Origin of the sequence: Massilia agrisoli (assembly GCF_020831365.1) — a bacterium.
Classification (GTDB): Bacteria; Pseudomonadota; Gammaproteobacteria; order Burkholderiales; family Burkholderiaceae_D; genus Telluria_A; species Telluria_A agrisoli.
This window is the reverse complement of record NZ_JAJHPV010000022.1, coordinates 34,937-48,392: the sequence shown is the minus strand read 5'-3', so window position 1 is coordinate 48,392 and position 13,456 is coordinate 34,937. Positions and strand designations below refer to the sequence as shown.

The window sequence follows — 13,456 nt, the reverse complement described above, 5'->3', positions numbered from 1 at the left end:
CGGGCCATGGGTTCCCGCATGAGCGGGAACGACAGTGGCTTACTTGGGGATGCCGCCCAACAGCGCGGCCAGCTTCTGCTTGGCCGGCTTGATCGACGAGGACGATGGCGTGGCCGCCTTGACCGGCTCAGGCGCTGCCGCTGGCTCGTACGGCTTCAGGAACCATGGATCGACCTTTTCGCGGCGCGGCATTGGCCCGCTCGAACGGCCGGCCGGACGCTCGGACGAAGAACGTCCTGCGCCTTCCGGTTCGCGGCGTGCACGGCGCTCCGGCGCGGCGTCGCGCGATGGACGCGCAGAACGTGGCGCAAAGCCTTCCAGCGTGCCGCGCGTGACGGTTTGCTTGATCAGCTTTTCGATATCGGCCAGCAGGCGCTCGTCCTTGTCCGAGTACACCGACAGCGCATCGCCCGACGCGCCGGCGCGGCCGGTACGGCCGATGCGGTGCACGTAGTCTTCCGCGTTGTACGGCAGGTCGAAGTTGATCACGCAAGGCAGGTCGGTGATATCGAGGCCGCGCGCGGCGACGTCGGTGGCGACCAGCACTTCGATCTCGCCCTTCTTGAACGAATCGAGCGCCGCCATGCGTTCCTGCTGCGTCTTGTCGCCGTGGATCGCGACGGCATTGATGCCGGCCTGCTCCAGGTGGCGCGCCAGGCGCGAGGCGCCGATCTTGGTGTTCGAGAACACGATGACCTGCTTCAGGTTGCGCTGGCGGATCAGGTGTTCGACCACATCACGCTTGGCGTCTTCGTCGACCTTGTAGACCACCTGGGTGACCTTGTCGGCGGTCGCATTGCTGCGCGCGACTTCGATGGTCACCGGGTTGGTCAGGAAGCTGTTGGCCAGCTTTTTGATTTCGGTCGAGAAGGTGGCCGAGAACATCAGGTTCTGGCGCTGCTTCGGCAGCATGTTGATGATGCGCTGCAGGTCGGGCAGGAAGCCCATGTCGAGCATGCGGTCGGCTTCGTCCATGACCAGGATCTGGACCTGGCCGAGGCTGACGTTCTTCTGTTCGACGTGGTCCAGCAGGCGGCCCGGCGTGGCGATGACGATCTCGACGCCGTTGCGCAGGATGACGGTCTGCGGCTTCATGTCCATGCCGCCGAAGACGACGGTCGAACGCAGCGGCGTGTGGCGGGCGTAGGCCTTGACGTTTTCCGCCACCTGCACCGCCAGTTCGCGGGTCGGGGTCAGGATCAGCGCGCGCACCGGGTGGCGCGCCGGCGACATGCTCGGACTGGCGTGCGCCAGCAGCAGCTGGATGATCGGCAGCGAGAAGCCAGCCGTCTTGCCGGTGCCGGTCTGGGCCGCGCCCATCACGTCGCGGCCTTGCAGCACCACGGGAATCGCTTCGGCCTGGATCGGGGTCGGGTGGACGTAACCCTGGTCGGACAGCGCGCGCAGGATCTCCGGCGACAGGCCGAAATCGGCAAAGCGCACGGTCGGCGCGCTATCGGGTTCTACGGTAATCGGTGTTTCAGACATAGCTCTCTTGTGCGATTGATGAATGTGCTCTGCGTCCGGCAATGCGGCGGGCACTGCCCTGGATGAAGGCCAACGTGGGGAACTCCAGAATGGGCGGGGACCTGGCCGCCGCCAAATGACGGGCCGGGGGCCGGCTTGCGTAGTGCCACGATCGCGCCAGCTGGGCAGGCGCTCGGACGTAGATACAATAGCAGCGCCCTAAACGATACCCTAATTCCCATCAACTGTATATCGAATCGTGTATTTTGAAAGAACCATTGCTTTAAGGATAACTTGGTTTACACTGCCCGTTTTGCTGTCCAGGCTGCTGTCTCCATCCTTATGTCATTCAAGCTCAAGGTTCCGCGTACCCTCGGCAACGCGATCGATTCCCACGATAACGGCTTCAACCTCGTCCGGCTGGCCTGCGCGCTGCTGGTGGTGGTCTTCCACGCTTTCCAGATGAACCTGGTCGCGCCGCGGCCCGACCCGATCAGCGCGCTGACAGTGCCCAATGCCGACCTGGGCAACATCGCGGTGGGCATCTTCTTCATTATCAGCGGCATGTTCATTACGCAAAGCTGGATGCGTGACCCGCACCTGCTGCGCTTTGCGCTGCGCCGGGTGGCGCGCATCGTGCCGGGGCTGCTCTTCTGCATGCTGGTCACCGTGATCACCGCGGTGGCGTTTTTCTCGGAACAGGGCTGGCGCGGCTTGCTGGGCGTGGAGCCGTGGCGCTATATCTTCGGCAATACGGTGCTGCACTGGCTGCAGTACAACATCCCGCCGGAGGAACTGGCGATCCCGGGCGTGCTGGGCGGGCAGTACATCAACGGCCCGCTGTGGACCTTGTACTGGGAAGGCCGGATGTATGTGATGGTCGCGCTGATCGGCCTGTCGGCGGCGATGCCGATGCGCACCTGGATGCGCGGCGCGGCGATCTTCCTGCTGCTGGCCGCCAACCTGTTTCCGACCGTGCTGTCGGGCTATATCTGGGAAGTGCGGATGTGGTCGCTGTTCCTGACCGGGATGCTGCTGCAGACGCTGGCGCCCAACCTGCGTATCGGCCTGCGCCACGTTGCGTGCGCGGCGGTGCTGATCGCCTTGAACTGGACCCGCTCGGAAGCGCTGACGCCCAGCCCGCTGACCTGGTTCGGCATCGCGCTGGCGATGGGCGCCGTGGCGTTGTGGCTGGGCACGGCACGGGTGGAGAAATTTGCGCACCTGCGGCGCCATGATTATTCGTATGGCGTGTATATCTATCACTGGCCGGTGCTGTTGATGATGCGGGCGGCGCTGCCGCCGGTGGATGCGCTGGCGTTGCTGACGGCGTCGCTGGCGGTGATCCTGCCGCTGGCGGTGCTGAGCTGGCATGTCGTGGAACGGCCGGCGATGGCGGCGGTCAGGCGCAGGCTGAAGCGCTAGCCACACGAAGGCGTTGACCGGACGTCGTTCCTGCGAAGGCAGGAACCCATGCACCGTATGAGCTGAGGTGATATGGGTCCCTGCCTTCGCAGGGACGACGTTGGTTTTGTGAGTTCGCGTTCAGGGCTGCTTAGCGTTTCCAGCCCCGGGCGCGGGCGGCTTCCTCCGCCTTGGCGTCCATCGTTTGGCCGGACATCCTTTCGTCGATGGCGTCGAGCACCATTGGCGGCATCGTACTGCCGGCCTGGCGGTACTCGCCCGCCGGGCCCTGGGCGGCCTGCGCCATTACCGGCACCTTCCATTCGGCCCCGTTGCGGCAGGCCAGCCCGGCCGCCGCGCCCATCATGAAGCTGCGGCAGTAGCCGCCATCTTTGGCCTCGAAACTGACGCCGATCTTCACCTTCGCATCCTGCGGCGAGGCGCCGGCCAGCTGGGTCGACAAGGCCTCTGCCAGGTCGCCCTGCGCCAGCAAGGCGCCGCCCGATGTGGCCGCCAGCTGCGGCTGGTCCTGCAGGCCGCTGACCCCAGCCCCGCCCACCAGCACGCCGACCATCAGCGCGGCCGCGATGCCGCCCCACTCTGCCCATGACCAGCGGCGTTTTTCCTGCGTCGACTCGGTGCGCGCGGCGCGCGCGGTGTTGAGCTGGATCACCTTGCCGGAGCGGGTTGCGTCCTTCAGCCGCTGCGGCACGGGTTCATCGGCAATCGGCGCGAACGCGGCAAACACGTTCGAGCGCATGGCCGAGTGCTGGCGGACCTTGGCGGCCAGGGTCGGGTCGGCGCGGATGGCGCGTTCGACCGCGCTGCGGGTGACGGGGTCGAGTTCGCCATCGGCATACGCCATCAGGGTTTCGTCGGAAAACTTCATGATACGTTCCTCGCTTGATCGGATAACAAACCCTGCAGGGCTTCGCGTGCGCGCGCCAACCGGCTCGTCAGGGTCCCCATCGGTACTTCCAGCACTTCCGCCGCCTCCTTGTAGGGCAGCCCGTCCACCAGCACCAGGCCGATCACGATCCGGTGGTCCTCGGACAGCAGGCTGATGGCTTTCTGGATCGCCATGCGCTGCTGGTGGGCCTCGGCATAATCGTCGCCGACGTGCTCGCCCGCTTCTTCGGGGGCGAATACGGCGTCGCGGCGGATACGTGAGCGGACTTCATCAATCCAGGCATTTTTCATGATCCGGAAGATCCAGCTGTCCAGCCGCGTACCCGCTTCCCACTGGTCAGTGCGGTTCAGCGCCCGTTCCACCGCGATCTGCACCAGGTCGTCGGCATCCTCGCGATTGAACGTGATGGTGCGGGCGAAACGGCGCAGGCGCGGCAGCAAGGCGGCAATCTGGGTAGGGAGCGATGTGGCGGTAAAAGTCATGGATAGCAGGTAAACGATCCGGCTAGGGATTTTATTCCCTGTCCCGAACGTTTACTCGTCAGGATTTCCGATTTCTCTATATTATCATCCGACCATGAAGCCCAATTATCCCTTCCGTGCGGCATCGGCTGCGTTAGCACTCACTCTTGCGCTGGGCGGCACCAGCGCTTCTGCGCAACTGCGCGTGCCGTCGCTTAACCTGCCCCTGCCCGACCGCCTCGGTCCGCTCGACACGAATGCGCTGCGCAGCCGCGGCGAACGACTGCTGGGTTCGGCCGACCTCGTCAACCTCGGCGAGTTGCGCCTCGGCCAGATCGGGCGCCTGCTGCGCCAGCACCGCGATGTGCTTGAGGCCGACCCGCGCGGCGAGCCGGTGGTGCGGCGCGAGATACTGGCGTGGGCGCCCAGCCCGGCGGGACTGGCCGCGGCGCGCAAGGCAGGCATGGAGGTGGTACGCGAACAGGCGCTGGACGCGCTCGGCGCGGTGGTGGTGCTGCGCGTTCCGGACGGCGCCGACCTGGCCGCCGAACTGGAAAAACTGCGCGCCCTCGACCCGGAAGGGTCCTATGACTTTAACCATATCTATACAGGCAGCTCAACGCTGCCACTCGATGCTGGGGCAAACGCCGGCACAGCCGGTGCAGGCCCGGCCCGCCAGACTGGCGGCAGCCCGGACCCGGCAAGGCCAGCGAGGGTCGGCCTCATCGACAGCGGCGTCGACGGCGGCCACGCGGTGTTTCGCGACGCAGACATACGGCGCTGGGGCTGCGGCGGAACCGCTCACCCCGCCCCGCACGGCACCGCGGTCGCCGCGCTGATGGTCGGCCAGTCGGCACAGTTTCGCGGCGTCGTCCCGTCCGCGCTGCTGTATGCCGCCGACATTTATTGCGACAGCGCCACGGGCGGTTCAGCAGACAAGATTGCCGGCGCGCTCGCGTGGCTCGCCAGCGAACAGGTTGGCGTCATCAACATCAGCCTCGTCGGGCCTCCTAATATCTTGTTAGAGCGGGTGGTGGCGACGATGGTTCGACGCGGGCATGTGCTGGTGGCTGCGGTGGGCAATGACGGGCCGGCCGCGCCGCCGCTGTATCCGGCAAGCTACCGCGGCGTGGTTGGCGTCACCGGCGTCGACAAGCGCGGGCGCACCTTGCCGGAAGCGGCGCGCGGCCCGCAGGTGATGTTTGCCGCGCCCGGCAACCAGATGGTCAGCGCGGCGATCGGCCGCCCGCCGTACCGCACCATGCGCGGCACCTCGTTCGCCGCGCCCATCGTCGCGGCCCTGCTAGCGCCTTCCGTCCCCGCACCGTCCGGCGCGGCCGCCAGGTCGGCCATCGATGCGCTGGCAAAGCAGGCTGGCGGCGGCGCATCGAATACGGTCAGCAACGAGACCGGTTACGGGGTGGTTGGAATGGCTTTCCGTAACGATCCGTCGGCCTTCCGCTAAATTTTTTAAAAAAATTTTCAAATCGATGGAATAAACCGCTGAGCTCGTACGTTTTCCTTTCAACAGCTGCAGATTGTCTGCGGCGCTTCCAAGGAGAACCAACATGAAACCAGTCACCATCGTCAAACAAGCTGTCCTCGTCCTGTCCATCGGCATGGCCTTCTCTGCCCAAGCGCAACTGCTGGGCCGCGGCGGCGCGCTTGGCGGTTCGGTCGGCGGCATGATCGGCGGCGCCGGCAACCTCGGCGGCCAGGCCGGCGGCATGGGCTCGATGGGCGGACAGGGCTCGCTGATCGGCAGCGCCCGCTCCGCAACCCAGGGACTCGATACCAGCCGGATGCGTCAATCGGCTAACGCTGGCGGCGACGCAAGCGGCAGCGGCTCGGGCAGCCTGGTAGGCAAGGTGGCAGGCGCAAGGCCGGGCGCCGACATGGCCGGTAATGCGGCGAAAGAAGTTGCGGCCGAAGGCAAGGCCAGCGGCAGCGGTTCGGGCGGCCTGTTCGGATGGTTCCGTGGCAGCAAGGACAGCGCAAGCCAGGCGGCCCCGGCGGCCCCGGCGGCAATGGACACCGCGCGCGGCGCGCAGGGCGCGGCCAACGGTTCGGGCAACGGCAATGCGTCGGTCGGGATCGATGCCAGCGGCAACGCAAACATGGTGGGCAATGCGGCGCAGGGCATGCGCGACGTGGCGCAGCCGATTGCCGCAGGTGCGCGCGAACAAGCCCGCAATACCCGCGACTACGCCAGCGCCAGCGCGGCGACCGCAGGCAGCGCCGTACGCGGCAGCAAGCAGGCCGCCGTCAATGGCGCGAACTCGGTTGAGGTGCAGCCGTCGCTAAGCGCAAGCGGCTCGGCAAGTGGAAACGGTTCGGCCAACGCCAGCGGTTCGAACTAAACCAGTTTGCGCGGCAGAGGGCCCGGGATGCCGGGTCCTCGCCAGCGCATTGGCGCAGGAATCAGGAAGTAATCAAGCCATGCTCGTCGAGCATGTCATGCAGCAGCTCGAGGCGGATCAGCGGATTGTCGAGGGTTAGCAGCATCTGCTTTTGCGATGCGGGAAGCGGCAGCAGGTCGCACCAGCGGTTCGACACCCATCCGCAATCATCTAACTGGAATGGCGGCAACAGCGGCCAGCGGTCTTCCGGAATATCTCCCAGCGATTCCAGCACACGGTCCAGCGCGTCAGCGGCGCCCTGCAGTTCAGAGGGAATGGGTACGGCATGGTCGTTCTCGAGCAGCTCCACTTCAGCTGTCCACAAACCATTGGGCCGGCGTTCGCTCGACACGATATGGAAGCGCGACGCGCCACGGCACATTACCTTGAGCAGGCCTGGCGTCGCCTCGAGGGTTTCCTGGACAGTAGCCAGTGTGCCGGCCTGTTCGAACTGCTCATCGCCTTCAGGCGTGCGCACTTCGGTGCCGTGCGTCAGCAGTACGACGCCGAAAGGACTGCCGCTGTCGATGCACTTGCGCATCATGTCGAGATAGCGCACCTCGAACACCTGCAACGGCAACACGCCGTCCGGAAAAAGGACTGTGCCTAACGGAAACAGGGGGATGGAAAGAGTAGCCATGCCCCATGATGACAGAATCGTGCACAACCCAAGCGCACGATTCCTTCATGCTTCAAGGATCGATAACCGCGGCGCAGGCATCCGTAGGCAGGGCGGCGGCATGGCCGACGACCGGAACCATCTTGATGACGGCTGAGCCGACCCGGCATGGCGCTGCCAGCACGCCGCAACCGCCGAGCACGGCCGGAAGCAGGAGCACTGCTGCAATTTTTACAATGGAACGATTTTTCATGACGCCCTTTAAGCCGAATGCGGAAAGCTCGATTGTATGAGGGCGTGCCAAGTGCCGACAAGCAATTCGAGGTAACAAAACGTTTATCTGCAACAGCCTATCCAGGCGCACTCAGCCGGATGGGGCGCTTGAGCAAAGTCAAAGGGTTTGGAGCGGCTGCGGTGCGGCCCGGTGCTGGTCGATATGATCGACCTGCTCCCCTACTTCAAACAGGAGGTACTCGATGAACTCTCTGAACCAGGCGACCGCGCTCGTGCTCGCAGGCAGCCTGTTATGTGCAGGCGCCGCCATGGCACAGGCAACGCAGGCAACCGAAACGGCGCAACCGCCGGTGACAAGCACGGCGGTGCCGGTTGCCGGCCGGACAGCACTGGGCGTGGCCGTCATCGAAATGGACGCCATCATCGCCGGGTGGAGCGTCAGGGAAGACCTGTTACGAAAAGCCGTCGTCAACGAGAAAAAAGAGCGAATCGGCGTTGTCGACGACATCATCATCACCCCCAGCCCGGGCGCCAGGATGAACGCCGCCAGCTTTGCGATTGTTGGCGTCGGCGGCTTCCTTGGCATCAAGCGGCACGATGTGGCCATCCCGATGGAGCAGCTCAGGCTCGAGGAAGGCCGCCTGGTATTGCAGGGCGCAACGCGGGAAGCCTTGAAAGCCTTGCCGCCGTTTGAGTACCGGCGCCGGTAATTCCTAGCGGCAGGCTGGGTCGGAACTGCCGAGGATGTCGCAGGCGCGCAGGTTACATTCGCCCGGTTCGTGGGGGCGCGCGCGGCAGGCTGCGACCGCGGCGTTCAGGCGCTCGGTAATGGAATCGCCGCGCCGGCGTGGCCAGGTCTGCGTTTTACCGCGCTGCGCGAGGGCTGTCGACTTCCTGGGCTTGGGCTTTTTCTTCACGGCGCCCTGTTTCGCCTTTGCTGGAGACGCTTTCGCTGGAGCCTTTGCGGGCGACGTGCGCTGCCGCGCTACAGCCGCTGGAGCCGCCGGGCTGGCACTGACAGCGGCGAGATCTGCGCTTCCCGCAGCCTCATTCGTCCGGCCGGCGCTTGCAGCTTGGACCTGCTCGGCGGCTGGCAGGAAGACCATATCGCTCGGCTTCTTTTCAACGATCGGCGCGACCGCAGGCGCGACCGGCACATCCATGCTGCGCGAACTGACTGCCAGCAGTTCCAGCGTTTTGTCGGTCTTGCGTTGCTGGGTGACGAACATGCCCGCCATGACGAGCGCGGCGGCGGCGCCAAGGCCAAGAATCCACAACAGCGACAGTTGCAGCCAGCGCGGCAACAGCGATTCCCTGACGTCGGGTTTGAAGCGCGAAAAGTCTGGTTCCGCCGCAAATGCCTGGCCTGGGTCCGAAGGGCCGGCGCCATCTGCCTGAGGCCGGTTTTGGTCGCTCTCCACGATCACACTCCTCAGTTGTCTATCGATCAATGTTCTGTCTGGTTCGATTCTAGAACAAATCGCAAAAACATGAGAACGCGACTGGCTGCGCGCGGCTGGCGATCGGTGATACGATTCCGCTGAGCCCGCCCGGGAATCCTTTCCGCCGCGACAGACCTGAAGACCCATGAAATTTGCGCTGAACCTGATAGGCGGAATTGCCGTCGTGCTCGCTATCGTCGGCATGTTCCTTCCGCTGCTGCCGACCACGCCGTTTTTATTGCTGGCGTCGGCATGCTTTGCGCGCGGCTCGACCAAGCTGCACAACTGGCTGCTGAGCAACCGGCTGTTCGGCGAATACATCCGCAACTACGAACAGGGACGCGGCATTCCGCTGCGCGGCAAGGTGGTGGCGCTGGCGATGCTGTGGGCGTCGATCGGCTACTCGGCGTACAGCGTGGGCAGCACGGCGCTGATCGCATTGCTGGTCAGCATTGCCATCGGCGTCACGATTTACCTGTGCGTGTTCGTCCCAACCCTGCGTACCGCCTGATAGCGGCGAGTGCATCAGCGTTGGCCAGCCGCCAGGTCCAGCGCATCGTCGAGGCGGTCGTTCCCCCAAAACATCTCGTCGCCGACAAAGAAGGTCGGGGCGCCGAACACGCCACGCTGCTGGGCTTGGGCGGTGCGTGCGCGCAAGGCTTGCTTGACATCGTCGCTCTCGGCTGCCGCCAGAATCGCCTGGCCATCCTGCCCGAGCGAATCGAGGATCTGGCTTAGCGCCGCGCTGTCCTCGATGTCGTGGTCATCCACAAAATTCAGGCGCATCACCCGGCGGATGAATTCGGCCTGCCACGGCTGTCCGTCGGCCAGGGTGGCTATCCGTGCCGGCAAAATACTGCGGCGCGGGAAGCTGGCCGGCCTGGTCCACCCCAGAGCGTACTTGCGGCACTGGCGTTCCATATCGGTCCAGACATAAGCGCCCTTCAGCTTCTGGGTGACGAAGGGCGAGTTGTCCATGCCGATCGATTTGAACACGGGCCCGAGCAGGAACGGCCGCCATGCGACCGGCACGCCGCGCGCGCGCGCCAGCTCCTCGATCCGCATCACGCTCAGGTAGCTGTAGTTGCTGGCAAAGTCGAACCAGATTTCGATGTCCATGCGGTCTCCTTTTTTCAAGCTGGATGCGAAAGTGCGTCAATAGCCCGCGCCGGGAATCGCGCAAGATTCATCTGCTGCAGGCTTACCAGATTGACAAATAATACATCTTCCGCGATAGTGCAATTTGTTTCCACCAGTCACTAAATCTTCTCACCATGAGTTACGAATTCAACCCTGAAAATCCGATCTTCGAGTTTCCCAATCCGTACAAGGTGGAGAACGTTTTCCGCATCGGCGCGGGCGCGCTGATGGTGCTGGTGAGCTGCATCATCCTGCTCGACGTGCGCGCGCGGCTTGCGCAGGGTTTCGGCGGAAAGGAATTTGTGGTCGCGGCGATTGCCGTGGCCTTGCTGGTGTTCGGCATCCTCCAGCTTGCGCAGGCATTCATGCAACTGCGCTTCTTCTTCGGCCGCGACCGGCCGCAGGACCTGGCGCCGCGCGTGGCGGCGGATACGGACGGCAACAGCATCAGGGCCGACCACCTCAAGGAGCTGCTGCGCCAGAACGCGATGAGTTTCGAAGAACCAAAAGGGCCGCTCAACGGCCTGCTGTATTCGATGCTGCCGCACCTGATCTTCGCACCGCTGGTGTTGCAGCACACGGCGCAGGCGCAGTTCTACCGCTTCCTGTCGCTGGCCGTCACCCTGGCCAGCCTGCTGGTGTGCTGGTTCTTCTTTGGCCAGGGCGCGGCCAGCGGCTGGATCGGCATTGCCTATGCGCTGTTCGCTGCCCAGCAAGTCCTCAAGCCGCTCGCGCGCCACAACACGGCCGCTGCTGGCCCGATGGACACGTCGACCGCCATCGGCCTGCGCAGCCTGGTGGTTCTGATCGTGCTCGCGCTGCTGGGCCCTGCCCTGCTGGGCCTGGGCGCGTCCCTGCTGCCGGACCTGCACGGCTTCTCGATCAATGGCGCGCTGGCACTGGGCCTGCTGTGCGCGCTGCTCGGCTGCGCCGCGTTCGGCGTGGCGCTGAACAACCAGCTGGAACCCGCACCGCAAGCGATCGGCTCGGCGCGCGCCAGCGAAACCCTGACCATCAACGCCCATCCGAACAAGCTCATCGAAGAGATCGACCGTGTGCTGATGGAACGCTGGTACAGCCGCATTCCGAACCGCCGCTATACGCGCCGTTCGCCTGTTATCAACGGCGAGCAGGGACAGTTCTCCGCCGACCTGCTCGAGGAAACCCAGCCGCGGCCGCAGCCGAACCGCACGGCCGAAGGCGTCGCGCATGCAATGGCCACTCCGCAATTCCGCTGGCTGGTCATCCTGACCGCGTTTGCGGCGCTGTGCATGGTTGCGGGCACCGTTGCCACGCTGATGTTCAGCAAGGGAGTGCTTGCCGGGAAAGTCAACACGACCATCGCCGCGATCGCGCTGTTCCAGCTCGCCGTCGGCGTGTTCTGCTTCCGCGCCGCCCACGTGCTGTGGGGCCGCTTCGATTTCGTGTCCGAACTGATGTGGGTGGAGCTGTCGGGCAGCTATGAATCGGCCAGGGTGAATGTGGGCAACCAGCTGAGCGGCCAGGTGCAGACGCAAAAGAGCGTGATCAATGTCGAGGCGATGACGATGCGCGTATGGGTGTCCGAGATCGATACGGTTATCTTCGGCAAGGACGCGGGGCGCCAGTTGATTCGCATGCGCGGCAGGCAAGATGCCGCCAACGAACTGTCGGCACACCTGAAAGCCTTTGGCGAGACCCGCTCGATGGTGGTTGCGCCGACCTCGACCGCGGACCTCGAACGCGCGCGCCAGGTGGGCGCCACCGGCCAGGCCGTTACCGCAGGGGTTTCCGCTGCTGCGCTGGCGATGGAAGCGGGCGAGTCCGACCTGGCGCTGGCGACCAAACCCGCCGTCGAGTCGGCGCCGCGTCCACGTTTCTGCACAGGATGCGGCGTCGCGCTGGTGCCGCAGATGCGTTTCTGCGGCGAGTGCGGAACTGCGGCGGGAGTGTGATGTCGCTCTCGTTCCAGGCGCGCTACCCTGCGACTGGTTGAAGCTTTATAAGGGCAAGGGCAAGCGGGCAATGGCCCGCTTCAAGGCGTCAAAACAGGCCGGGTCGAGCGCGGTGCCGACAGTTTGCTCCATCATCTCGAGTGCTTTTGGGATAGGAATCGCGCCGCGGTAAGGACGTTCCGCGGTGATCGCATCGAAGATGTCGGCAGTCGTGATGATCCGCGTTTCGATGTTGATCTCGTCTGCTTTCAGCCCGCGCGGGTAGCCGGTGCCGTCGAGCCGCTCGTGATGGGCGCCGGCTACCAGCGCCAGCTCCTGGAAGGCGCTGATCCGCGAAAGAATGCGCTCCGAATACTCGGCATGCTGTTTCACCGCATCCCATTCCGACCGGTCGAGCGCGCCTGCTTTGTCGAGCACGCTGTTGCTGACGCCGAGCTTGCCGACATCGTGCAGCAAGGCGCCGCGGCGCAGCCACCGGCGCCGTTGCTCGGACAGGCCGAGCGCTTCGCCGATCATGTCGGTGTAGAGCGCGACCCGCGCGCTGTGGCCGCTTGTGTACGGGCTTTTGGAGTCGACTACCTGGCCGATGGCGGTGGCAATATCGTCGAGGTAATCTTCATCGAGCGGCACTTCGTGGCCCGCAGGGACAAGCGCCACCACGGCGCTATCGACTTCGGGCGACGCGAGGGTCGCCCAGAACTGCTCGCTTTTCGCGACCGCCTCGAACGAAGCAACCAGCATCGGGTCAAACCAGGTACCTGCACGCGCGCGTGCCTCGGCAAGCGCGGCGTCTCGCCCGTCAGCGGTGTGGAACACGTCGATCACTTGCGCCAGCAGTGCAATGCGCGCGTAGACGGGAATCTCCGCGCCCACCAGCGCGGCGGGCCTGCCCTTGCCGTTGTAATGCTCATCCAGGGAGAAGATGCCGCTTGAGACGGCCTCGGGAAAACGCAGCAGCCGGGCAATTTCAGCACCCCGCTGGCAACGGGTGGCGATGAGTTCCTGTGCAATCTCGCTGCCATTGCGCAAAATGCCCAGCACGCTGCGGAAGCGTTCGGCCAGGCCCGCCTTCAATCCCGTGTGGCTAAAGACGAACGACAACACCTGCGGCAGGCTATCGCCGACGGTCTTGAAGTCACGCTTGAACTGGATGTCGTCCGTCAGGTACAGCTCGCAAATGCGCGCCGCATTGCTGCTGCAGCCCAGGTCCTTGAGCAGCAGCGTGTAGTACAGCTCCCATAACTCACTATCCGGCAGCCCGGCCTGCTGGCCGATGTGCATTCCGATCCAGCAGCAGCGCACGCAATGGCCAGCCGGCTGCCCCTCGGTAATGTCGAGCGCATAGCTCATTGCGCCGATGATTTCCGACAGCTGAATGGCGTCGCCAGCCGGCAACCGGGCGACAGCAGAGGCGTCGAGGGCTTGGAGCATAGAAATGAATTTTGC

General features: G+C 64.7%; 14 protein-coding genes. 6 read left to right on the top strand and 8 right to left on the bottom strand.

The window, feature by feature from the left end; translation table 11 throughout:
• Positions 1 to 39 precede the first annotated feature (39 nt).
• The gene (locus LMJ30_RS21200) at positions 40 to 1,488 is read right to left on the bottom strand and encodes a DEAD/DEAH box helicase (protein WP_229434573.1); all 1,449 of its coding nucleotides are present in this window, start codon (positions 1,486 to 1,488) and stop codon (positions 40 to 42) included.
• A 321-nt stretch (positions 1,489 to 1,809) separates the two neighbouring features.
• Between LMJ30_RS21200 and LMJ30_RS21195 the strand changes: the two genes are divergently transcribed.
• Complete coding sequence (locus LMJ30_RS21195) at positions 1,810 to 2,892, top strand: acyltransferase family protein (protein ID WP_229434572.1); 1,083 nt, start codon at positions 1,810 to 1,812, stop codon at positions 2,890 to 2,892.
• Positions 2,893 to 3,022: 130 nt separating this feature from the next.
• Here LMJ30_RS21195 and LMJ30_RS21190 read toward each other — a convergent pair whose 3' ends face one another.
• Together LMJ30_RS21190 and LMJ30_RS21185 are read right to left on the bottom strand one after the other, a co-directional pair.
• Positions 3,023 to 3,760, bottom strand: a complete 738-nt coding sequence (locus LMJ30_RS21190) for an anti-sigma factor family protein (RefSeq protein ID WP_229434571.1) — start codon at positions 3,758 to 3,760, stop codon at positions 3,023 to 3,025.
• Positions 3,757 to 4,263 (bottom strand): RNA polymerase sigma factor, encoded by a 507-nt coding sequence (locus tag LMJ30_RS21185; RefSeq protein WP_229434570.1) that lies wholly within the window; start codon positions 4,261 to 4,263, stop codon positions 3,757 to 3,759. The genes LMJ30_RS21190 and LMJ30_RS21185 overlap by 4 nt, the downstream gene beginning before the upstream one ends.
• A 94-nt stretch (positions 4,264 to 4,357) precedes the next feature.
• On the opposite strand from LMJ30_RS21185, the gene LMJ30_RS21180 reads away from it, so the two are divergent.
• Positions 4,358 to 5,707: a S8 family serine peptidase gene (locus LMJ30_RS21180; RefSeq protein ID WP_229434569.1), complete on the top strand. Its 1,350-nt coding sequence runs from the start codon at positions 4,358 to 4,360 to the stop codon at positions 5,705 to 5,707.
• Positions 5,708 to 5,810: 103 nt separating this feature from the next.
• Positions 5,811 to 6,602 carry a hypothetical protein gene (locus LMJ30_RS21175; RefSeq protein ID WP_229434568.1) on the top strand — a complete coding sequence of 264 codons (792 nt, stop codon included), beginning with the start codon at positions 5,811 to 5,813 and terminating at the stop codon, positions 6,600 to 6,602.
• Positions 6,603 to 6,663: 61 nt separating this feature from the next.
• Here LMJ30_RS21175 and LMJ30_RS21170 read toward each other — a convergent pair whose 3' ends face one another.
• Together LMJ30_RS21170 and LMJ30_RS21165 are read right to left on the bottom strand one after the other, a co-directional pair.
• Positions 6,664 to 7,281, bottom strand: a complete 618-nt coding sequence (locus tag LMJ30_RS21170) for an LON peptidase substrate-binding domain-containing protein (protein ID WP_229434567.1) — start codon at positions 7,279 to 7,281, stop codon at positions 6,664 to 6,666.
• Positions 7,282 to 7,333: 52 nt separating this feature from the next.
• On the bottom strand, positions 7,334 to 7,513 hold the full coding sequence (locus LMJ30_RS21165) for a DUF6726 family protein (protein WP_229434566.1): 180 nt from the start codon (positions 7,511 to 7,513) through the stop codon (positions 7,334 to 7,336).
• Between the two features lie 223 nt (positions 7,514 to 7,736).
• Here LMJ30_RS21165 and LMJ30_RS21160 point away from each other — a divergent pair, with 223 nt between their 5' ends.
• Positions 7,737 to 8,204 (top strand): PRC-barrel domain-containing protein, encoded by a 468-nt coding sequence (locus LMJ30_RS21160; protein WP_229434565.1) that lies wholly within the window; start codon positions 7,737 to 7,739, stop codon positions 8,202 to 8,204.
• Between the two features lie 3 nt (positions 8,205 to 8,207).
• Here the strand turns inward: LMJ30_RS21160 and LMJ30_RS21155 are convergent, their stop codons facing one another.
• Complete coding sequence (locus LMJ30_RS21155; RefSeq protein WP_229434564.1) at positions 8,208 to 8,915, bottom strand: hypothetical protein; 708 nt, start codon at positions 8,913 to 8,915, stop codon at positions 8,208 to 8,210.
• A gap of 166 nt (positions 8,916 to 9,081) precedes the next feature.
• Between LMJ30_RS21155 and LMJ30_RS21150 the strand changes: the two genes are divergently transcribed.
• Positions 9,082 to 9,447: a YbaN family protein gene (locus LMJ30_RS21150; RefSeq protein ID WP_229434563.1), complete on the top strand. Its 366-nt coding sequence runs from the start codon at positions 9,082 to 9,084 to the stop codon at positions 9,445 to 9,447.
• 14 nt (positions 9,448 to 9,461) lie between these two features.
• Here the strand turns inward: LMJ30_RS21150 and LMJ30_RS21145 are convergent, their stop codons facing one another.
• Complete coding sequence (locus LMJ30_RS21145) at positions 9,462 to 10,055, bottom strand: 2-hydroxychromene-2-carboxylate isomerase (protein ID WP_229434562.1); 594 nt, start codon at positions 10,053 to 10,055, stop codon at positions 9,462 to 9,464.
• 155 nt (positions 10,056 to 10,210) lie between these two features.
• Here LMJ30_RS21145 and LMJ30_RS21140 point away from each other — a divergent pair, with 155 nt between their 5' ends.
• The gene (locus LMJ30_RS21140; protein WP_229434561.1) at positions 10,211 to 12,010 is read left to right on the top strand and encodes a hypothetical protein; all 1,800 of its coding nucleotides are present in this window, start codon (positions 10,211 to 10,213) and stop codon (positions 12,008 to 12,010) included.
• A gap of 45 nt (positions 12,011 to 12,055) precedes the next feature.
• On the opposite strand, the gene LMJ30_RS21135 is transcribed toward LMJ30_RS21140, so the two are convergent.
• Positions 12,056 to 13,441, bottom strand: a complete 1,386-nt coding sequence (locus LMJ30_RS21135) for an HD-GYP domain-containing protein (protein ID WP_229434560.1) — start codon at positions 13,439 to 13,441, stop codon at positions 12,056 to 12,058.
• Between the last annotated feature and the right edge of the window lie 15 nt (positions 13,442 to 13,456).

Bases quoted from the DNA above. Each gene is read 5' to 3' on its own strand.
- LMJ30_RS21180 (WP_229434569.1), top strand. From the start codon at position 4,358: ATGAAGCCCAATTATCCCTTCCGTGCGGCATCGGCTGCGTTAGCACTC.
- LMJ30_RS21175 (WP_229434568.1), top strand. From the start codon at position 5,811: ATGAAACCAGTCACCATCGTCAAACAAGCTGTCCTCGTCCTGTCCATC.
- LMJ30_RS21135 (WP_229434560.1), bottom strand. From the start codon at position 13,441: ATGCTCCAAGCCCTCGACGCCTCTGCTGTCGCCCGGTTGCCGGCTGGC.
- LMJ30_RS21195 (WP_229434572.1), top strand. From the start codon at position 1,810: ATGTCATTCAAGCTCAAGGTTCCGCGTACCCTCGGCAACGCGATCGAT.
- LMJ30_RS21150 (WP_229434563.1), top strand. From the start codon at position 9,082: ATGAAATTTGCGCTGAACCTGATAGGCGGAATTGCCGTCGTGCTCGCT.
- LMJ30_RS21200 (WP_229434573.1), bottom strand. From the start codon at position 1,488: ATGTCTGAAACACCGATTACCGTAGAACCCGATAGCGCGCCGACCGTG.
- LMJ30_RS21145 (WP_229434562.1), bottom strand. From the start codon at position 10,055: ATGGACATCGAAATCTGGTTCGACTTTGCCAGCAACTACAGCTACCTG.
- LMJ30_RS21140 (WP_229434561.1), top strand. From the start codon at position 10,211: ATGAGTTACGAATTCAACCCTGAAAATCCGATCTTCGAGTTTCCCAAT.
- LMJ30_RS21185 (WP_229434570.1), bottom strand. From the start codon at position 4,263: ATGACTTTTACCGCCACATCGCTCCCTACCCAGATTGCCGCCTTGCTG.
- LMJ30_RS21170 (WP_229434567.1), bottom strand. From the start codon at position 7,281: ATGGCTACTCTTTCCATCCCCCTGTTTCCGTTAGGCACAGTCCTTTTT.
- LMJ30_RS21165 (WP_229434566.1), bottom strand. From the start codon at position 7,513: ATGAAAAATCGTTCCATTGTAAAAATTGCAGCAGTGCTCCTGCTTCCG.
- LMJ30_RS21160 (WP_229434565.1), top strand. From the start codon at position 7,737: ATGAACTCTCTGAACCAGGCGACCGCGCTCGTGCTCGCAGGCAGCCTG.
- LMJ30_RS21190 (WP_229434571.1), bottom strand. From the start codon at position 3,760: ATGAAGTTTTCCGACGAAACCCTGATGGCGTATGCCGATGGCGAACTC.